The organism is Azospirillum palustre (genome assembly GCF_002573965.1).
Classification (GTDB): domain Bacteria; phylum Pseudomonadota; class Alphaproteobacteria; order Azospirillales; family Azospirillaceae; genus Azospirillum; species Azospirillum palustre.
Map to the genome: position 1 here is coordinate 420,047 of NZ_PDKW01000043.1, position 19,050 is coordinate 439,096.

At 68.6% G+C, this 19,050-nt stretch carries 16 protein-coding genes; 8 read left to right on the forward strand and 8 right to left on the reverse strand.

Going from position 1 to position 19,050, the window contains the following annotated elements; genetic code table 11:
- Positions 1-19 precede the first annotated feature (19 nt).
- Positions 20-1,384 (forward strand): DEAD/DEAH box helicase, encoded by a 1,365-nt coding sequence (locus CRT60_RS24325; protein WP_098739144.1) that lies wholly within the window; start codon positions 20-22, stop codon positions 1,382-1,384.
- Positions 1,385-1,506: 122 nt separating this feature from the next.
- Here CRT60_RS24325 and CRT60_RS24330 read toward each other — a convergent pair whose 3' ends face one another.
- Genes CRT60_RS24330 through cobS form a run of 3 tightly spaced genes read right to left on the reverse strand, consistent with a single transcriptional unit; the run spans position 1,507 to position 3,558 of the window.
- Entirely contained in the window at positions 1,507-2,037 is a 531-nt protein-coding gene (locus CRT60_RS24330) for a pyridoxamine 5'-phosphate oxidase family protein (RefSeq protein ID WP_098739145.1), read from the reverse strand.
- Positions 2,038-2,089: 52 nt separating this feature from the next.
- Positions 2,090-2,734, reverse strand: a complete 645-nt coding sequence (locus tag CRT60_RS24335) for a histidine phosphatase family protein (protein ID WP_098739146.1) — start codon at positions 2,732-2,734, stop codon at positions 2,090-2,092.
- Positions 2,731-3,558 carry an adenosylcobinamide-GDP ribazoletransferase gene (cobS, locus tag CRT60_RS24340; RefSeq protein ID WP_342210683.1) on the reverse strand — a complete coding sequence of 276 codons (828 nt, stop codon included), beginning with the start codon at positions 3,556-3,558 and terminating at the stop codon, positions 2,731-2,733. The genes CRT60_RS24335 and cobS overlap by 4 nt, the downstream gene beginning before the upstream one ends.
- A gap of 150 nt (positions 3,559-3,708) precedes the next feature.
- On the opposite strand from cobS, the gene def reads away from it, so the two are divergent.
- The 4 genes from def to CRT60_RS24360 all read left to right on the forward strand — a co-directional run bounded on the left by def (position 3,709) and on the right by CRT60_RS24360 (position 8,962).
- Positions 3,709-4,221, forward strand: a complete 513-nt coding sequence (gene def / locus CRT60_RS24345) for a peptide deformylase (RefSeq protein ID WP_098739148.1) — start codon at positions 3,709-3,711, stop codon at positions 4,219-4,221.
- 47 nt (positions 4,222-4,268) lie between these two features.
- Complete coding sequence (fmt, locus tag CRT60_RS24350; protein ID WP_098739149.1) at positions 4,269-5,225, forward strand: methionyl-tRNA formyltransferase; 957 nt, start codon at positions 4,269-4,271, stop codon at positions 5,223-5,225.
- Positions 5,226-5,230: 5 nt separating this feature from the next.
- Positions 5,231-5,968: a tRNA pseudouridine(38-40) synthase TruA gene (truA, locus tag CRT60_RS24355; RefSeq protein WP_098741003.1), complete on the forward strand. Its 738-nt coding sequence runs from the start codon at positions 5,231-5,233 to the stop codon at positions 5,966-5,968.
- Between the two features lie 531 nt (positions 5,969-6,499).
- Positions 6,500-8,962: a hybrid sensor histidine kinase/response regulator gene (locus tag CRT60_RS24360; RefSeq protein ID WP_244592726.1), complete on the forward strand. Its 2,463-nt coding sequence runs from the start codon at positions 6,500-6,502 to the stop codon at positions 8,960-8,962.
- Here the strand turns inward: CRT60_RS24360 and CRT60_RS24365 are convergent.
- Positions 8,914-9,855: a LysR family transcriptional regulator gene (locus CRT60_RS24365; RefSeq protein WP_244592727.1), complete on the reverse strand. Its 942-nt coding sequence runs from the start codon at positions 9,853-9,855 to the stop codon at positions 8,914-8,916. The genes CRT60_RS24360 and CRT60_RS24365 overlap by 49 nt on opposite strands.
- An 85-nt stretch (positions 9,856-9,940) precedes the next feature.
- Here CRT60_RS24365 and CRT60_RS24370 point away from each other — a divergent pair, with 85 nt between their 5' ends.
- Complete coding sequence (locus tag CRT60_RS24370; protein ID WP_098739151.1) at positions 9,941-10,546, forward strand: cysteine hydrolase family protein; 606 nt, start codon at positions 9,941-9,943, stop codon at positions 10,544-10,546.
- A gap of 50 nt (positions 10,547-10,596) precedes the next feature.
- Here the strand turns inward: CRT60_RS24370 and CRT60_RS24375 are convergent, their stop codons facing one another.
- Complete coding sequence (locus CRT60_RS24375; RefSeq protein WP_098739152.1) at positions 10,597-12,207, reverse strand: ABC transporter substrate-binding protein; 1,611 nt, start codon at positions 12,205-12,207, stop codon at positions 10,597-10,599.
- Positions 12,208-12,419: 212 nt separating this feature from the next.
- Here CRT60_RS24375 and CRT60_RS24380 point away from each other — a divergent pair, with 212 nt between their 5' ends.
- Both CRT60_RS24380 and CRT60_RS24385 read left to right on the forward strand, forming a co-directional pair.
- Positions 12,420-13,439, forward strand: a complete 1,020-nt coding sequence (locus CRT60_RS24380; RefSeq protein ID WP_098739153.1) for an aspartate-semialdehyde dehydrogenase — start codon at positions 12,420-12,422, stop codon at positions 13,437-13,439.
- Positions 13,440-13,526: 87 nt separating this feature from the next.
- On the forward strand, positions 13,527-14,837 hold the full coding sequence (locus tag CRT60_RS24385) for a branched-chain amino acid ABC transporter permease (RefSeq protein ID WP_098739154.1): 1,311 nt from the start codon (positions 13,527-13,529) through the stop codon (positions 14,835-14,837).
- A gap of 77 nt (positions 14,838-14,914) precedes the next feature.
- Here the strand turns inward: CRT60_RS24385 and leuC are convergent, their stop codons facing one another.
- The 3 genes from leuC to CRT60_RS24400 form a co-directional block, all read right to left on the reverse strand.
- Positions 14,915-16,318 carry a 3-isopropylmalate dehydratase large subunit gene (gene leuC / locus CRT60_RS24390; RefSeq protein ID WP_098739155.1) on the reverse strand — a complete coding sequence of 468 codons (1,404 nt, stop codon included), beginning with the start codon at positions 16,316-16,318 and terminating at the stop codon, positions 14,915-14,917.
- A gap of 167 nt (positions 16,319-16,485) precedes the next feature.
- Positions 16,486-17,904, reverse strand: a complete 1,419-nt coding sequence (locus CRT60_RS24395) for an FAD-binding oxidoreductase (protein ID WP_098739156.1) — start codon at positions 17,902-17,904, stop codon at positions 16,486-16,488.
- 111 nt (positions 17,905-18,015) lie between these two features.
- Entirely contained in the window at positions 18,016-19,011 is a 996-nt protein-coding gene (locus CRT60_RS24400) for an L-threonylcarbamoyladenylate synthase (RefSeq protein WP_098739157.1), read from the reverse strand.
- Positions 19,012-19,050: the final 39 nt, after the last annotated feature.

The window sequence follows — 19,050 nt, forward strand, 5'->3', positions numbered from 1 at the left end:
TTGAGAAGGTTGTTACAACTTGACGTTTTCCGAACTCGGTCTGCACCCGCTCGTCCTGAAGTCTCTCGAGGCTTTCGAATACACCGTCCCGACCCCGGTCCAGCTCGCCGCCATTCCGCCGGCGCTCCAGGGCCGCGACATCCTCGCCACCGCCGAGACCGGCACCGGCAAGACCGCCGCCTTCATGCTGCCGGCGCTGACCCGCACCGCCGAGCTGCCGCTGAACGGCGCCGCCACCCCGCGCGTGCTGGTGCTGGCTCCGACCCGCGAGCTGGCCAAGCAGGTCACCGACGCCGCCCGCAAATACGCGAAGTTCATGAAGCTGAACATCGTGGACGTGGTCGGCGGCATGCCCTACCGCGAGCAGCTGCGCCTGCTGTCGCGTCCGGTCGACGTTCTCGTCTGCACCCCGGGCCGCCTGCTGGACCACGTCGCCCGTCGCCGCATTTCGCTGGACGAGGTCGAGGTGCTGATCCTCGACGAGGCCGACCGCATGCTGGACATGGGCTTCCTCGACGATGTCGAGACCATCGCCAAGTGCTGCCCGCCGACGCGCCAGACCATGCTGTTCACCGCCACGCTGGATCGCCGCATGGCCCAGCTGGCCGGCAACCTGCTGCGCAACCCGGAGCGTGTGGCCGTCGAGAGCCAGGCGACCGCCATCAACGTCGAGCAGCGTCTGCACCATGCCGACGATCTCGACCACAAGCGCCGTCTGCTGCAGCATTTCGCCGCCCAGGAAGAGGTCGGCAAGGCGATCATCTTCGCCGCGACCAAGCGTGATGCCGACACGCTGGCCGAGGAGCTGAGCGCCGCCGGCCATGCCGCCGCCGCCCTGCACGGCGACATGGACCAGACCAAGCGCAACCGCACGCTCCAGCGTCTGCGCACCGGCCAGGTCCGCCTGCTGGTTGCCACCGACGTCGCCGCCCGCGGCATCGACGTGCGCGACATCACCCACGTCATCAACTTCGACCTGCCGCGTTCGGCGGAGGACTATGTCCACCGCATCGGCCGCACCGGCCGCGCCGGCGCCTCGGGCGTTGCGATCTCCTTCGCCGCCCGTGCCGATCGCGAGACGCTGGTCCGCATCGAGCGCTACACGAAGGTGACGCTTGAGGTGCATGTGGTGCCCGGCCTGGAGCCGACGCGTCCCTTCACCACCGGCGGCGCCGGCCGTCCGGCCGGTCGCAGCGGCCGTCCGGCTGGCGGTGCCGGCAAGCCGTGGCACCGCAACGGCGAGTCCAAGGGCCCGCACGCCCCGCGCGGCCCGCGTCCGGACTATGCCCGCAACGACAACCACCGCGGCGATGCCCGCCCGGACCATGCCCGTCGTGAATCCCACGGCAACGGCAAGCCGGCGGCCCGTGCGAAGAGCTGGTAAGCAGCGCCTCCCGCGCTTCTTAAGCCTTGAATGAAAAAGCCCTCCCTGCTGGCCTCGCGGTCGGCAGGGAGGGCTTTTTCATGTCGGGCCGGCATCTACAGCCGGCTTTCACCGAAATGCGGTTACTGGAACGCGATCTTGGCGTGGTCGCCCGGATCCGGCGACTGGCCGGTCAGCTTCGCCTTCACATAGCCATAGGCGTAGACCATGGTGCTCGACGGGCTGTCCCAATATTCGGCCTGATCGACCGACACCTTCAGCAGCGCCACCTCGGGATCGTCCGGACCCTGGGGGAACCAGGTGGTCATGATGTCGCGCCACAGGAAGCGGATCTTTTCGCGGTCGCGCACCACCTCGGCGACGCCGGAGGCGGACACGTAGTCCTGCTTGTCGGGATTGGCATAGGCGAGGTTGACGCGCCAGTGGCGGTCGATCTCGTCCACCTTCTCGGAATGGGCGCGGGTGAAGAACCACAGGGTGCCGTCTTCGAACCCCGCATGGGACAGCGTCGCCATCGGACGGGAGTTCATCCGGCCGTTGTCGTCCAGCGTGGTCATCATCGCGACCTGGACGCCCTTCATCATCTCCCAGAGCTTCTTGACATCGCCCTGGTCGGGGCTGTGGCCGTGGCCGGCGGTGGTGCTATGGACCATGGTCTGCCTCTCGTTCGGTAGCCCAACTGAGACTGGGGAACGCCCGCCGCGGTCAGAAAGTTCCGGCCTGCTGATTCACTCCCCCGACAGACCAGGATCCTGTCCCGGCGTGGTGGTAGTCGATCCGGCTCAGCGACCAGGGGTCGATCCGCAGCCGCAGAGCCGCCTCCGGCGTCAGATCCAGCGCCAGCGCCAGTGCGCCCCGGATGGTGCCGGCATGGATCACCGCAACCAGATCGCGTCCGGCATGGAGGTCGGTCAGCCGCAGCAGCGCGCCCGCCGTGCGGTCCATCACCGTGGCGAAGCTTTCGCCGCCGGGCGGGGCATGGCGGGCCGGGTCGCGCCAGAAGCGTGCCGCCGCCTCGGCATCGCGCCGGGCCGCGGTGTCGTGGCTGATGCCTTCCCAGTCGCCGAAATCCTGCTCGGCCAGCGCCGGCTCCACCACGGCGGTGCCGGCAAGGCGGGGGTTGCGGCTCCACAGGGCCTGGGCGGTCTGGCGGCTGCGGCGCAGCGGGCTGGTCAGCCACAGGGCGTCGGGGGGGAGGCCGGCCGCGAGCGCGGTGGCCGCGGCGCGGTTGCCGGTGTCGGCCTCGCGGTCGCTCGACCCGCAGATGACGTTGTCCGGGTTGCGGACCGGTGCATGGCGGATCAGCCACCAGCGGGTGACGGTCAGGGGGGTGAGGCTCAAGGCGGTCATGCCGCTGCTCCGATGGCCGCTGCTCCAATGAGGGCCGACAGGGTCAGCAGCACGGCGGCCTCCGCCGCCTGCTGCGCCGCGCCGAAAACGTCGCCGGTGTGCCCACCGATCTGCCGCCGGGCGAGCGCCGCCACCGCGGCCACGGCGAGCAGCGAGGCCGCCAGCGCCGCCAAGGCAAGTCCGCCAAGCGCCACGGCGGCGATTGCGACGCCGAAGAGGAGCGCCAGCAGCACCGTCGCCATCGCTGGCCGGCCTTGCGCCGCCGCCAGCCCGTCGCGCCGCGCTGCCGGCAAAACGCGCGCCATCGCCGCCAGCCCGCAGCGCGACAGGGCGCCGGCCGCCGCCAGAGCCGCGACCGCCGCCGGAACCGGCAGGGCGGCCAGGGCCGCGGCGCGGATACCGACCGAGAAGACCAGGGCCAGCACGCCATAGCTGCCGACGCGGCTGTCGCGCATGATCTCCAGCTTGCGCGCCGGATCGCGCCCACCGCCGAAGCCGTCGGCCACGTCGGCCGCCCCGTCCTCATGCAGCCCGCCGGTCAGCCGGACCGTCGCCATTAGGGCCAGCAGCGCACCGGCCAGCGGCGGCAGGTGCAGGGCGGCGGCGGCGGCGTACACCGCCCCGCCCGCCAGCCCGATCAGCGCGCCGACCGGCGGAAACCAGCCCATCGCCCGCGCCGACGCGCCGTCGGCCAGGGGGCCATTGAGCAGGCCATTCAGCGGGCCGATGGGGGGAAGGGGCAGCCGGGTCAGGAACACCAGCGCCAGGGCGGCGTCCTGTGTCCAACGCGGCGGCGGGGAGGGGGCGGTTGTGGCGTCCGGCATGATCGGCATCGACTACGCCCAACCGGCGCCGGGCGCAACCCCGCACGGCGGGCGGTTCTGCATCGTTCGCATAGGTCCGATTCCTTGACCGAAACGCTCGGTCCGCCTACTTTGTCCGTTTGAACTTTCCCTTACCAGCATCGAGCACCCATGGCCCGTCTTCCGATCCTCGTCGCCCCGCATCCGATCCTGAAGCGCAAGGCGCAACCCGTCGCCGAAGTGGATGCGCGCGTCGTCAAGCTGATGGACGACATGGTGGAGACCATGTACGACGCCAGCGGCATCGGTCTGGCCGCTCCGCAGGTCGGCGTGCTCGACCGCGTCATCGTCGTCGACGTCCATGAGAAGGGCGAGCCGCCGAACCCGATCCGCCTCGCCAACCCGGAAATCGTCTGGTCGTCGGACGAGAAGGCGGTGTGCGAGGAAGGCTGCCTGTCGGTGCCGGAGCAATATGCCGACGTCACCCGGCCCGTGCGCATCCGCGTCCGCTATCTGGATGAAAAGAACCAGCCGCAGGAGATCGAGGCCGACGGGATGCTCGCCACCTGCATCCAGCATGAGATCGACCATCTGAACGGCGTTCTGTTCGTCGACTACCTGTCGATTCTGAAGCGGAACATCCTGCTGAAGAAGGTCCAGAAGATGCAGAAGGCCACGGCCTGACCAGTCGCAAAAGACCGGCCGCAACACAGATCGGCGATAAACATCCGATGACCCCGCTCCGTCTCGTCTTCATGGGCACGCCGGATTTCGCCGTGCCCAGCCTTGCCGCGCTGATCGAGGCGGGGCATCAGGTCGTCTGCGCCTACAGCCAGCCGCCGCGCCCGGCCGGCCGCGGCCAGCAGGTGCAGAAATCGCCCGTCCATCGCTTCGCCGAGGAGCACGGCATCCCCGTGCGCACGCCCAAGAGCCTGCGCAATGCCGAGGCCCAGGCCGAGTTCGCCGATCTCAAGGCCGATGCCGCGGTGGTCGCCGCCTATGGCCTGATCCTGCCGCAGCCGATCCTCGACGCGCCGCGGCTGGGTTGCGTCAACGTCCATGGCTCGCTGCTGCCGCGCTGGCGCGGGGCGGCGCCGATCCAGCGCTCCATCCTGGCCGGCGACGCCGAGACCGGGATCACCATCATGCAGATGGACATCGGGCTCGACACCGGCGCCATGCTGTCCCGGGAAGCGGTGGCGATCACCCCCGCCACCACCGCCAGCAGCCTGCATGACGAGCTGGCCGCACTCGGCGCCCGCATGATCGTCCCGGCGCTGGACGGGCTTGCCGCCGGCACGCTGGCCGCCGTGCCGCAGCCGGAAGACGGCGTCACCTACGCCGCCAAGCTGACGCGCGAGGATGGCCGGCTCGACTGGAACCGGCCCGCCGCCGCTGTCGAGCGGCAGGTCCGGGCGCTGACCCCCTGGCCCGGCTGCTGGTTCGACGCTTCCAATGGTGAGCGCATCAAGGTTCTGGCCGCCGAGCCCGTATCCGGAACCGGCACGCCCGGCACATTGCTCGACGACCGGCTGACGGTCGCCTGCGCCGGCGGGGCCGTTCGGCTGACCAGGGTGCAGCGGCCGGGCAAGGCGCCTGTGGATGGTGCGGCTTTCCTGCGCGGCTTCGCGCTGGCGGTCGGGCAGCCGGTCTCCGCTCCCGAAGCCGCCGAACCCGTGGCGGATTGACCATCGTGCAGCGCTGGAAACTGACCGTCGAGTATGACGGCCGCCCCTTCGTCGGCTGGCAGCGCCAGGACAACGGCCCCTCGGTCCAGCAGAGCATGGAGGAGGCGGTGCAACGCCTGTCGGGCGAGGTGGTGCGGGTCCATGGCTCCGGCCGCACCGATGCCGGTGTGCATGCGCTGGGACAGGTCTGCCATTTCGACCTGGAGAAGCCCTTCACCGGCCTGAAGCTGCGCGACGCCCTGAACTTCCACCTGAAGCCGGCACCCATCGCGGTGCTGGAGGTGGAGGCGGTGACGGAGGATTTCCACGCCCGCCTGACCTCGACCGGGCGCGCCTATGTCTATCGCATCGTCAACCGCCGGGCGCCGCTGGCGCTCGATGCCGGCCGGGCCTGGCACGTCACCCGTCCGCTGAACGCCGAGGCGATGCATGAAGCGGCGCAGGTGCTGGTCGGCCAGCATGACTTCTCCAGCTTCCGCGCCGCGCTGTGTCAGGCCAAGTCGCCGGTGAAGACGCTGGACCGGCTGGCCGTGGAACGGCAGGGCGAGGAGATCCGCGTCCACGCCGCCGCGCGCTCGTTCCTGCACCATCAGGTCCGCAACATGGTCGGCACGCTGGAACTGGTCGGTGCCGGCAAATGGACGGTGGACGACGTCCGCCGCGCGCTGGACGCCCGCGACCGCGCCAAGGCCGGGCCGACCTGCCCGCCGGACGGGTTGTATTTCTTGGCGGCACGCTACTAAAGGCATAGCATCATCGCCCTATTTGGGCTGCGGAAAGTTGTTGCCGCGCTTGCTGTCGGGTTGTTTTCAAAAAGCATTATTTGTTGTATGAAATCTTGAAGACTGCGCCTTGGTAAATAAGGCGCAGATACTAAGGATTTTGTGGGAAATAAATACAAAGCCGCAGAAGTAATTTTTATAATTTAGACATAGCGAATAAATCTGCTTTTCGGTAGAGCGTCATCGGCGAGCGGATTTGGAAGGAAGGTCCGCGAGAATGTCATTCACCCGCCCTCGGTTCGATCCCTTCCTTTCTCGCCCCTCCCAATCCCACATAAGCAAGCTTCGGAATTCCGGATTTGGCTCCATGCGTGGCGACGGCGCAGGCCATGTCTGTTGCCCGGCAAGGATCGGTTGATGCGATCTCCGTCCAAGAGGAGGCATGAACACCGGTCACCGCAGTCTCGCAGCCTGCGCAGTTGGCTTGTTCTGCTGGTTACTGTCGTTGCCGTGCCGCTGGTCGTTTTTTCGGGCGTCCTGCTCGTCCGGACTGTGAACGTCCAGACCGAGACGGTCGAGCGGCTGGTGCGCGACAGGGCGCATCTGCTGGCCGAGGACGTGGACCGGGAGGTTGCGCGGCTGGTTGCCGCGGCCGAAGTCCTCGCCACCTCCGAAAGTCTGGCCGCAGGCGATTTCGCCACCTTTTACCGCCGGGCGGTCGAGGTGCGGGACCGTCTCGGCACCAACGTGGTCCTGCGCGATCTGAACAGCCAGCAGATCGTCAACAGCCGCGTGCCCTGGGGTACGGCCCTCCCCGTGAACACCGGCTTCACGGCGGATCAGCGGGCGATCGCGACGCGGAAACCGCAGGTCTCAGGCCTGATCATGGGCGGCGTGACCCAGGCGCCGCTTCTGATCGTCGTGACGCCGGTGATCCGCGACGGCGATGTCCGTTTCCTGTTGAGCCTGACCATCACCCAGGAACGGCTTCAGGCCATCGTGTCGCCGGACCGGCTGCCCGCCGGCTGGCGCGCGGGGGTGATCGACGAGGACGGAACCGTCATCGCCCGTTCGCATCTGGCCGAACAGTTCGTCGGCAAACGTCTTCCCACATCGCTGTGGGACGGCATGCGCGACCCGTCCGAGGGGGTCCATCGCGCCGTCAACCTGGAGGGCACGACCGCTTTCCAGGCCTTCAGCCGCTCCAGATCGTCCGGCTGGGTCGTCGCGACCAGCGTTCCCCAGTCGCTGATCGAGGAACCGGCGCGCGGGACGCTCCTGCTGTTCGCGGGGGGCGGGCTCGGCCTTTTCCTGATCGGCATCGGCGCCGCGGTCTGGCTCGGGCGTCGCCTGATACGGCCGGTCATGCGATTGGCCGAGGCCGCGAAAGCGCTGGGCGTCGGACATCCGCCCTCCGCCGATGCCGGTGGCGTTCTGGAGATCGATGCGGTCGGCAAGGCGATCCGGGATGCGGCCGGCCTGATCCAGCAGCGCGAGGCCGATCTCGCCACGAGCGAGGCCCGCTATCGCGCCATGGTGCAGACCGCCGCGGACGCCATGGTGGTCATCGACGGCGGCGGCATCATCCAGTCGCTCAACCCGGCGGCGGAGCGCATCTTTGGCTACCGGGCTGACGAGGCAATCGGGCGGTCCGTCCGCCTTCTGATGCCGGAGCCCTGTTCCTCCGCGAGTGACGCCGATGTGCTGACTTGTCTGTTCGGCGGCGACCGGCGCGGCAACGGTGTCGGACGGGACCACATGGGACAGCGCAAGGACGGCTCGGTCTTTCCGATAGAGCTGGCCATCGCGGAATGGACATCCGGAACGCAGCGTTACTTCTGCGGGATCATCCGCGACATCACCGAACGCAAGCTGTCCGAGGACGCCCTGCGGACATCGAAGGCCGAAGCCGACCGGGCCAACGTCGCCAAGTCGAAGTTCCTCGCCGCCGCCAGCCACGATCTGCGCCAGCCGGTGCAGGCGATGATGCTGTTCCAAAGTGCCCTGGAAAGTAAACTCGACGGACATCCCGCCTCCCGCCTGCTGAAGTCGCTGGGCGAGGCGATGGACGGCTTGCGGATGCTGCTCGACAGCCTGCTGGACGTCTCCAAGCTGGATGCCGGACTGATCGTTCCGGCGCCGGTGGACATGCCGGTCGGACCGCTTCTGGAGCGGCTGGCTACCGAGTACCAGCCGCGGGCCGCGGCCAAGGGGCTGCGCCTGAGGGTCTTGCGGAACGGCGCAACGGTTCGCAGCGATCCGGCTTTGCTGGAGCGCATCCTGCGCAACCTGATCGAAAACGCCCTGCGCTACACTGAGCGCGGCGGTGTGCTGGTCGGATGCCGGAGGCAGGGCGATCACCTGCACATCGACGTGATCGACACCGGCATCGGCATCGCGTCCGAAAAGCACGATGAGATCTTCGAGGAGTTCTTCCAGATCGGCAATCCGGAGCGTGACCGCAACAAGGGGCTGGGGCTGGGTTTGGCGGTGGTGCGGCGTCTCGGCCGCCTGCTCGGCCATCGGATCGATCTCCGGTCCGTGCCGGGGCGCGGGTCGGCCTTCCGGGTCGAGTTGCCGGTGGTGACCCCTCAGGCCTCGGGTTCCGGCAGGCCGGACGACGTGTCCGTGCTCGAAGGCCACCGTGGCCTGATCCTGGTGATCGATGACGAGGCCCTGGTGCGCATGGGGTTGCAGGCGATGCTGGAAGGCTGGGGCTACCGGGTGCTGACCGCCGGGTCCGTCGAGGATGCCGTCCGGCATGTCGAGAGCGGGGAATGGCCGACGGCCATCCTTGCCGATTACAGGCTGCGGGGCGGCGAGACGGGGCTGGATGCGATCAGTGCCGTGTGCGACCGGCTGAACATGCCGGTGCCGGCGACGGTCATCACCGGCGATACCGCTCCCGAACGTCTGGTCGAGGTCCGGGCGGGCGGGCATGCGCTGCTGCACAAGCCGGTTGCCGCCTACGAACTGCGGAACGCGGTCGCGGAGATGCTGTCGTTGGCGGATTGACCGGATCGGACCAAAGGGCGGGCATGGCCTTCCAGCCGTTCCCGCTCCGCGGTGAAGACGGTCACCAGATGCTCGATCACCGTGCGCACCCGCGGCACGTCGCGGCGGTCGCGGTGAACCAGCAGCCAAGCTTCGCGGCTCAGCGGCGGACCGGACTGCGGCTGCCGCACCAGCCCCTGCACGCCGTCCGCCAGCATGCAGGGCAGGAAGGCGGTGCCGAAGCCGGCGACCGCCGCCGCAAGCTGCCCCTGCACGCTGTTGGAGCGGAAGGCGACACGCCGGCCGCCGCCATGGCGGTCCAGCCATAAGGCCTCCGGCAACTCCGCCATCGACTCGTCATAGGCGATCAGCGTGTCGGGCGCGTCCGGTGCCGCGTACAGCCCATAGCCCAGCGTCGCCAGCCGCCGCCCGACCAGATCGCCGCGTTGCGGCCGGGCCAGCCGGACCGCCAGGTCGGCCTCCCGCCGGGCGAGGCTGAGGGCGCGGTTGTCGACGACGATTTCCAGGTCCAGGGCCGGGTTCGCCGCCCGCAGCGCTCCCAGCCGGGGGATCAGGAAGATGTCGGCCAGCGCCTGGGTCATGGTCAGCCGCACGGTGCCGGTCAGCCCGGCCGCGTCGCCCTCGCGGCGGCGGATCGCCTGTGCCCGCTCGTCCATCGCCTCGGCCAGGGTGCGGACGCTTTCACCGTCCTCGGTCAGGACATAGCCGTCGGGCCGGCGCTCCATCAGGCTGCGGCCGAGCATTGCCTCCAGCGCGGCCAGCCGGCGCCCGACCGTGGCGTGGCTCAGCCGCAGGCTGCGTGCCGCCGCCGACAGGCTGCCGGCGCGCGCCAGTTCCACGAAGACGCGCAAATCGTCCCAATCGAGCGGGCCTGTGAATTTCTGAACAGCCATCGTGCAAGCATAGCGAATGGCCGCGCATCGGTGAACAGGGCAGCATCGCCGTCATCGATTTTCAGCGATCATGGAGCATCTCCCGATGACGACTCTTCCTGCCCGGACCCTGCGCCAGATCGTCGGTGCGCCGGCCGCCCCCGCCCCCTTGGACAAGGCGGTGCTGGTGCTGATCGACCTTCAGCGTGAATACACCGACGGCGCCCTGCGGCTGTCGGGCGTCGATGCGGCGGTGGAGCGGGCCGCGGAGCTGCTGGCGCTGGCCCGTGCCAACGGCGTGCCGGTGATCCACATCGTCCACCACACCGCGGCGGGCGCCCCGGTGTTCGACCCCACCGGGCCGCTGGCGGAAATCGTCCCGGCCGTCGCCCCGCGCGACGGGGAACCGGTGATCGTCAAGAAGCTCGCCAACGCCTTCGCCGGGACGGAGTTGCAGACGATGGCACGCGACAGCGGGCGGACGGAGATGATCGTAGCCGGCTTCATGACCCACAACTGCGTCAGCAGCACGGCGCGGTCGGCGGTCGATCATGGCTGGCGGGTGACGGTCGTGGCATCGGCCACCGCCACCCGCGACCTGCCGGACGGCAAGGGCGGCGTGGTGCCGGCGGCCGACATCCAGCGCGGCGTGCTGACCGGCCTGTCCGACAGCCTCGCCGTGGTGGTCGAGGATGCGGGCGCCTGGGGGTGAGCCCATGGACGCAAGGGAGAGGGGGGCGGCGGGCGCCCCCCCTGGCATCCTTACTTCTTTTCGGCCTTCCAGTAGTAGTTGGTGTCGAAGCTCGGACCCCAGACGAGGCCGCTGACGCTCTTGCGCTCGGCGACCATCTCGGTCTGCTGGAACATGATGACGAAGGGCGAGTCGGCGAGGACCGAACGCTGAAGCTCCTCGTACATCTGGGCGCGCTTGGCGCCGTCGCGCTCCTCAATGGCGGCGGCGGTCTTCTTCGTCAGCTCCGGAATGTCCCAGGCGTTGCGCCAGGCCAGCGGCTTGGACTTGGCGTTGTCGCTGTTGTCCGGGTTGGAGGCGAAGGTGTCGGCGTTGGAGTTCGGGTCCTGATAGTCCGCACCCCACTGCTGGATCATCAGCTCGTGGTTGCGGGCGCGGTACTTGGTCAGCACCTGCTTGCCGTCGCCGGGGATGATCTCGATCTTCACGCCGGCCTTGGCGGCGCTGGCCTGGATCGCCTGGGCCATGTCCTGGGTCGGGTTGGTGTTGCGGACATCCATGCTGACGGTGAAGCCGTCGGGATAGCCGGCCTTCGCCAGCAGCTCCTTTGCCTTGGCCGGATCGTACTTGTAGGGGTTGTCGTTGACGGCCCCGAGGAAGCCCTTGGGCAGGAAGGCCTGATGGACGGCGCCGATGCCGTTCATGATGGTTCCGGCCATGCCGTCATAGTCGACCAGATACTTGAAGGCCTCGCGCACCTCGGGCTTGGCCAGGGTGGCGTTCTTCTGGTTCAGGCTGAGATACCACAGCGTGCCCTTCGGCGCCTGGACCAGACGGATGGCGTCGCTCGACTTCAGCGGCTCGAACTGCTCCGGCTTCAGGTTGCGCGCGACATCGACGTCGCCCTTCTCCAGCAGCAGGCGCTGGGTCGCCGGTTCCGGGATGTGGCGGATCAGCACGCGCTTCAGCTTCGGCGCACCGCGCCAGTATTTCGGGTTGGCGTCGAAGGTCAGCAACTCGCTGGCCTTCCACTGCTTCAGGATGAAGGGGCCGGAGCCGGCGGAGTTGGTCTTCAGCCAGCCGGCACCGAAATCGCCGTCCTTCTCCTTGCCCTTCACCAGCTTGGAATCGACGATGGAGGCCACGTCGGCGGTCAGGCAGTAGAGCACGAAGGTCGGCGCATAGACCTTGTCGGTGGTGAAGACCAGCGTCTTCGGATCGGTGGCGCGCACCATCTGGTCGACATTTTCGGGCGTCAGGCCGAACTGGGTGAGGATGAAGGCCGGCCCCTTGTTCATCTTCACCGCGCGGGAGAAGGACCACGCCACATCCTCGGCCGTCATCGGGTTGCCGGAATGGAAGGCGATGCCGTCGCGGATCTTGAAGGTGAAGGTCTTGCCGTCGGGCGACACGGTCCAGCTTTCGGCGGCCTCGCCTTCGATCTTGCTGACGTCGTTGACGTCGAAATGGATCAGCCGGTCATAGACCTGGGCGCTGTATTCCGCACCCGACAGCTCGAAGATCTCGCCGGGGTCGAGGCTGACGATGTCGTCGAACTGCCATGCCATCACCAGCGCGTCCTTCGGCGTGTCGGCGAGGGCGGGGGCGGCAAAACCGGCGAGGGCGAGAGCGGCGGCGCCAAGAACAGTCTGCGCAATAAGGCCGCGCTTGAAGCTGGTCATCCGTGAAGTCTCCCTGGAGGCCCGTTCGGGGCACTGTTGAGGGATGGAATCTTCCCGCCGCCTTCCATGGCATGTCAACCCGGCAGGTGGGCCGGCAGGAGGGCAGGTTTCGCGGCGGATGGGTTGCAATTCGCAGGGAAAGCGCCTAGCTCCTATCGCCCCCCGGCACCATTCTTGTCTTTGCGGACATTCGGCAGAAGGAAACCACCGTCATGGGCTATACCGTCGCGGTCATCGGCGCCACCGGCAATGTCGGGCGCGAGATCCTGCAAACGCTGGCCGAGCGGAAGTTCCCGGCCGACAAGGTCATCGCTCTGGCCTCCGAGAAGTCGATCGGCCAGGAGGTGTCCTATGGCGAGGACGAGATCCTCAAGGTCCAGGATCTCAACAAGTTCGACTTCCACGGCGTGGACATCGTGCTGTCGTCGTCCGGGGCCAAGGTGTCGGCCATCCATGTGCCGCGGGCGGCCGCCGCCGGGGCGATGGTGATCGACAACACGTCGCAGTTCCGCATGGATCCCGACGTGCCGCTGGTGGTGCCGGAGGTGAACCCGGAGACGCTGGTCGGCTATCGCAAGCGCGGCATCATCGCCAACCCCAACGGTGCCACCATACTGATGGCGGTGGCGCTGAAGCCCTTGCATGACCGCTTCAAGATCCGCCGCGTCGTGGTGTCGACCTACCAGTCGGTGTCGGGCGCCGGCAAGGAGGCGATGGACGAGCTGTTCACCCAGACCCGCGCCATCTTCGTCAACGATCCGGTCGCCAAGAGCGTCTTCCCCAAGCAGATCGCCTTCAACGTCATCCCCCAGATCGACAGCTTCATGGAGGACGGCTCCACCAGGGAAGAGTGGAAGATGACGGTGGAGACCAAGAAGATCCTCGATCCCAAGATCAAGGTCGCCGCCACCTGCGTCCGCGTGCCGACCTTTATCGGCCATGCCCTGTCGATCAACATCGAGACGGAGGAGCCGATCAGCGCCGAGGAGGCCCGCCTCGTCCTGCGCGCCGCCCCCGGCATCTCGGTGATCGACCAGCAGACAGGCGAAGGCTATGTCACCCCGGTGGAGATCGCCGGCGAGAACCCGGTCTTCGTCAGCCGCATCCGCGACGACATCACGGTCGAGAATGGCCTGTCCTTCTGGTGCGTCGCCGACAACCTGCGCAAGGGCGCCGCGCTGAACGCCGTTCAGATCGCCGAGCTGCTGGTGCGGGATCATATGGTGGAGTGAGCGGGCGGGGTGGGGGCGGATCGGCGGCGCTTCCCACCCTTCCAAATTGCCGGTAGGCTGAACCGTCCCACCTGACCGGGCGGTTCCGTGCTCCGCATCCTGCCGCTGTTGTGCCTCGTCCTGCTGATGCTTACCGGGTGCGGCGTCGATGCCGACCAGGATGTGCTGTGCCGGAAGCTGATCCCGGCCTTCGAACCCGGCCGCGTCACCGACCTGTCCACCCGCAGCTATACCGAGGACAAGCGGGTGCTGCGCGTCGATTACCGCAGCGGCAGCCAGTCCCATTGGATCGCCTGCCGTTTCGCCGGCACGGCGATGGAGGAAGGGCGGAGGACCCTGGTGGCGGTGGCGACCGACCGCAGCGGCTGGCTGACCGAGATGCGCTTCGCCATGCTCCAGCAATGGCTGCGCATCAAGCCGCCGCGCGACGCCATCGGCGGGGTCGTCGAGACTGAAAGGCCGCAGCCGACGCGCTGGACGCCCGCTCTGTTCCTGGCCCAGCAGATCATCAATGCCGCCACCGTCGCCTGTGTCTATGGGCTGCTCGCGCTTGGATACACGCTGGTCTACGCCATCCTCGGCCAGATCAATCTGGCGATGGGAGAACTGACCATGGTCGGCGCCATGGTGACGGCGATGGCGGCGGCCGGACTGGGCATGGCCGGTTGGGCGACATGGCCGCCGGCGCTGCTCGGCGTGCTGGTGCTGGTGATCGGCTTTACCGCTGTGCAGGGCTGGACGATGGACCGGCTGGTCTTTCGCCGCCTGCGCGGGGTGTGCAGCCACACGCCGCTGATCGTCGCGGTCGGGCTGTCCATCGCCTATCAGGAGGGGGTGCGGCTGCTGCATGGCGCGCGCGACTGGTGGCCGGCACCGGTGCTGACCGGTCGCTACGACCTGTTGAGCGACGGCGCCTTCACCGTCACCGCGCTGACCGCGCAGCTGGCGATCCTGGTGCTGACCGGCGGGCTTTATGCGGCGCTTTGGGGAATCATGCAGCGCACTGCCTTCGGCCGGGCGCATCGTGCCTGCACCGACGACATCGCGGCGGCGGAACTGGTGGGGGTGGATGTCAACCGCACGGTGGCGGCGACTTTTGCCATCGGCGGCGGGCTGGCCGCGGCGGCGGGGGCGGTGATCGCGCTCTATTACGGCGGTGTGAACTTCTTCACCGGCTACCTGATCGGCTTCAAGGCGCTGGCCGCGGCGGTGGTCGGCGGCATCGGCTCGGTGCCGGGGGCGATGCTCGGCGGTGCCCTGCTGGGGCTGGTGGAGACGTTCTGGTCAGCCTATTTCGCGCTCGCCTACAAGGACATCGTGGCGTTCGGGCTGCTGACGCTGTTCCTGATCTATCGGCCGCAGGGGCTGATGGGGCAGGCGAGGGGCAGGGGGGACTAGCAGGAAAGCTTTGGGGTGGCGGCCCCCTCCCTCCGCAGCCGGAGAGAGGGGGGCCGGAGAGAGGGGGCGAACAGCCCTTACAGCGTGCGGACGTCCGTCAGGTGGCCGGTCACCGCCGCCGCCACGGCCATCGCCGGGCTAACGAGGTGGGTGCGGCCGCCGCGGCCCTGACGGCCTTCGAAGTTGCGGTTCGAGGTCGAGGCGCTGCGCTCGCCCGGAGCCAGACGGTCGGCGTTCATCGCCAGGCACATGGAGCAGCCCGGCTCGCGCCACTCGAAGCCGGCCTCGGTGAAGATCTTGTCCAGACCCTCTTCCTCGGCCTGTTCCTTGACCAGACCCGAACCGGGAACCACCAGGGCGCGCACACCCTCGGCGACCTTGCGGCCCTTGGCGAGGTCGGCGGCGGCGCGCAGATCTTCGATGCGGCCGTTGGTGCAGGAGCCGATGAACACGGTGTCGACCTTGACGCTCGACAGCGGCTGGCCGGGGGTGAGGCCCATGTAGGCGAGCGAGCGCTCGACGGCGGCGCGCTTGCCCTCGTCGGCGATGTCGGCCGGGTTCGGCACGGTCGCGGTGATCGGCAGCACGTCTTCCGGGCTGGTGCCCCAGGTGACCTGCGGCGCGATGTCGGCGGCGTTCAGCACGACGGTGGCGTCATAGACCGCGCCCTCGTCCGACGGCAGCGTCTTCCAGTACTGAACGGCCTGCTCGAAGGCGCCGGCCTTCGGCGCCAGGGCGCGGCCCTGGACGTAGGCGAAGGTCTTCTCGTCCGGGGCGATCAGGCCGGCGCGGGCGCCGCCTTCGATCGCCATGTTGCAGACGGTCATGCGGCCTTCCATCGACAGCTCGCGGATGGCTTCGCCCGCGAACTCGATGACGTAGCCGGTGCCGCCGGCGGTGCCGATCCTGCCGATGATGGCCAGCACGATGTCCTTGGCGGTGACGCCCGGGTTCAGCGTGCCGTCCACGCGGATCAGCATGTTCTTGGCCGGCTTCTGCAGCAGGGTCTGGGTGGCCAGCACATGCTCCACCTCCGACGTGCCGATGCCGAAGGCCAGCGCACCGAAGGCACCGTGGGTGGCGGTGTGGCTGTCGCCGCAGACGATGGTGGCGCCGGGCAGGGTGAAGCCCTGTTCCGGGCCGACGATGTGGACGATGCCCTGGCGGACGTCGTCCATCGGGAAGTAGCGGACGCCGAAGTCGCGGGCGTTCTTGTCCAGCGTCTCGACCTGGATCCGGCTCTCCTCCTCGACGATGCCCTTGGAGCGGTCGGTGGTCGGGACGTTGTGGTCGGGGACGGCGAGAGTGGCTTCCGGACGCCGCACCTTGCGGCCGGCGACGCGCAGTCCTTCGAACGCCTGCGGGCTGGTCACTTCATGGACCAGATGGCGGTCGATATAGAGGATGCAGGTGCCGTCGTCCTGGCGATGCACGACGTGGCTGTCCCAGATCTTGTCGAACAGAGTGCGCGGCTTGGACATCGGAAAAACTCTCTCTCGCGGTACGACAGGCGCAGAAGAAATGGAGGCCGCACCATAGCCTTGTGTCGTGCCGGGGACAAGCATTGCGCTACGTCTGTCGTCGCAAGCCTGTCCCCCGCAATATTATGACACTGGAGGCCGATGAGGGGCGACCGGTGAGGGGGCGCTCAGGGCAGCATCTTGCCGGGGTTCAGCAGACCGTTGGGGTCGAGCGTTGCCTTGATGGCGCGCAGCATGTCGAACTCCACCGGACCCTTGATCGCCGGCATCTCGTCCTTCTTGAAGCGGCCGACGCCATGCTCGGCGGAGATCGAACCGTCGAGCTTGAAGATCACCTCGTTCACCACGTGGCAGATCTCGTCCCAGCGGTCGAGATAGGCCTTGGTGTCGGCACCCTCGGGCTGGCTGAGGTTGAAGTGGATGTTGCCGTCGCCGACATGGCCGAAGGGGGTCGGGCGGATGCCGGGGCAGGCCCGCTCAACCGCCGCTTCCGCCAGTTCGATGAACTCGGCGACGCGGGAGACCGGGATCGACACGTCGTTCTTGATCGAGCCGCCCTCGAACTTCTGCGCCTCGACGATGGCCTCGCGGATGAACCACAGCTGCTTGGCCTGGGCGTCCGACTGGGCCAGCGTGGCGTCGGTCGCCAGTTCGGCCTCGAACGCCTCGCCCAGCGCGGTCTCCACCGTCTCCTGGAAGGCGTCGGACTTGGTGCCGGCGGTCAGCTCGGTCAGGACGTACCAGGGCGACGGCTCCGACAGCGGGTCGATGGTGCCGGCGACATGGCGAAGCGCGAAGTCCAGGCAGCGGCGCGACATCAGTTCGAAGGCCGAGACGGCGTCGCCCGAGGCGGCGCGCAGGCGGGCCAGCAGTTCGATGGCCGCCGCCGGGCTGGGCACGGCGACGAAGGCGGTGATCGACTGGCGCGGGCGCGGGAACAGCTTCAGCACCGCGGCGGTGACGATGCCCAGCGTGCCCTCGGCGCCGATGAACAGGTTCTTCAGGTCGTAGCCGGTGTTGTTCTTGCGCAGGCGGCGCATGCCGTCCCAGACGCGGCCGTCGGCCAGCACCACCTCGAGACCCAGCACGAGGTCGCGGGTGTTGCCGTAGCGCAGGACGTTGATGCCGCCGGCGTTGGTGGAGATCAGCCCGCCGATCTGCGCGGTGCCTTCCGCCCCCAGGCTCAGCGGGAACAGGCGGTCGGCGTCGGCCGCGGCCTCCTGCACGCTGGTCAGCACCACGCCGGCCTCGACCGTCATGGTGTAGTTCAGCGTGTCGATGTCGCGGATGCGGTTCATGCGCGACAGGCTGAGGACGATCTCGCGCCCTTCCTCATAGGGGATCGAGCCGCCGACGAGGCTGGTGTTGCCGCCCTGGGGCACGATGGGGATGCCGGCCTCGGCGCAGATCTTCACGACCGCCGCCACCTCGGCGGTGTTGGCCGGGCGGACCACCGCCGGGCTGTTGCCCTTGAAGCGCCCGCGCCACTCCGCAAGGTAGGGGGCCATGTCGGCGGCGTCGGTCAGGATGCCGGACGGGCCGACGATGGCGCGGATCTGGTCGAGAGCGGCGGCGATGTTGGTCATGGCGCTTGAGGTCCGGCAGGTGGAGGTGTCGCGGTGAAACGCGACACTTCTACAATCTAGCCGTCCCCATTTCCATGCAACTGTTGCGCAGACCAGCCGCCACCCGGTTCGTTAGCTCCGCGGTGCCGCCGCCCGGCGCAGGCGGTCGTTGATCGCCAGACCCAAACCGACATCGGGGATCGGCATCACCGCGATGCGGCGGGCGCCGCTCTGGTCCAGGTTGCGCAGGTGGGAGAACAGGTTGGCCGCGGCCTCGTTGAGGTCGCCCTCCAGGCTCAGGTTCAGCCGCGTGGTGCCGCCGAAGACGAAGCGGTCGGGGCCGAAGGTCAGGAAGGCCTCGTCCTCTTCCGCCGACGACGCGTTCAGGCGCACCGCGGCGTTGGGGGCGTAGTGGCTTTCCAACTGGCCGGGCGATTTCGGCGCGGTCGGATCGCCGGCCGACAGGCGGACCGGGCCGATCAGCCGCTCCATCTCGTCGGGCAGCACGGCGCCGGGGCGCAGAAGCGCCGCGTCCGGACCGGTCAGGTCGATGACGGTGGACTCCAGCCCGACCATGCATTTTCCGCCGGTGACGATGGCATCGACCCGGTCGCCCAGGCTTTCCAGCACATGATGCGGCGTGGTCGGACTGACGGCGCCGGAGCGGTTGGCGCTGGGGGCGGCAATCGGCTTGCCGGCGGCGCGCAGGATCGCCTGGGCCACCGGGTGGTTGGGCACGCGGATGGCGATGCTGTCCAGCCCGGCGCTGACCAGCAGCGACAGGGCGGAGTTGGCCGGGCGCGGCACGACCATGGTCAGCGGGCCCGGCCAGAACTGCGTCGCCAGATCGTGGGCGCGGTCGTCGAACAGGCCCCAGGAGTGGGCGGCGACCAGATCGGGGACATGGACGATCAGCGGATTGAACTGCGGCCGACCCTTGGCGGCGAAGATCGCGGCGACGGCGCGGTCGTCGGTGGCGTCGGCGCCCAGCCCATAGACCGTCTCGGTCGGGAAGGCGACCAGACGGCCGCTGCGCAGCAGCTCGGCCGCGCGGGCGATGCCGGCGGCGGTGGCCGGGATCAGCGCCGGGCGCTTCTCACCGGTATCGGGTGCGGAATGGTCGGTCACGGCGTCTTTCTAGCCCGTGCAGCACCGGTGTCAATTCGC

What these genes read in the sequence shown, in the direction of transcription:
- CRT60_RS24330 (WP_098739145.1), bottom strand. Translation starts at nt 2,037, where the DNA reads ATGGTCCATAGCACCACCGCCGGCCACGGCCACAGCCCCGACCAGGGC.
- CRT60_RS24335 (WP_098739146.1), bottom strand. Translation starts at nt 2,734, where the DNA reads ATGACCGCCTTGAGCCTCACCCCCCTGACCGTCACCCGCTGGTGGCTG.
- cobS (WP_342210683.1), bottom strand. Translation starts at nt 3,558, where the DNA reads ATGCCGGACGCCACAACCGCCCCCTCCCCGCCGCCGCGTTGGACACAG.
- def (WP_098739148.1), top strand. Translation starts at nt 3,709, where the DNA reads ATGGCCCGTCTTCCGATCCTCGTCGCCCCGCATCCGATCCTGAAGCGC.
- fmt (WP_098739149.1), top strand. Translation starts at nt 4,269, where the DNA reads ATGACCCCGCTCCGTCTCGTCTTCATGGGCACGCCGGATTTCGCCGTG.
- CRT60_RS24365 (WP_244592727.1), bottom strand. Translation starts at nt 9,855, where the DNA reads ATGGCTGTTCAGAAATTCACAGGCCCGCTCGATTGGGACGATTTGCGC.
- CRT60_RS24370 (WP_098739151.1), top strand. Translation starts at nt 9,941, where the DNA reads ATGACGACTCTTCCTGCCCGGACCCTGCGCCAGATCGTCGGTGCGCCG.
- CRT60_RS24375 (WP_098739152.1), bottom strand. Translation starts at nt 12,207, where the DNA reads ATGACCAGCTTCAAGCGCGGCCTTATTGCGCAGACTGTTCTTGGCGCC.
- CRT60_RS24380 (WP_098739153.1), top strand. Translation starts at nt 12,420, where the DNA reads ATGGGCTATACCGTCGCGGTCATCGGCGCCACCGGCAATGTCGGGCGC.
- leuC (WP_098739155.1), bottom strand. Translation starts at nt 16,318, where the DNA reads ATGTCCAAGCCGCGCACTCTGTTCGACAAGATCTGGGACAGCCACGTC.
- CRT60_RS24395 (WP_098739156.1), bottom strand. Translation starts at nt 17,904, where the DNA reads ATGACCAACATCGCCGCCGCTCTCGACCAGATCCGCGCCATCGTCGGC.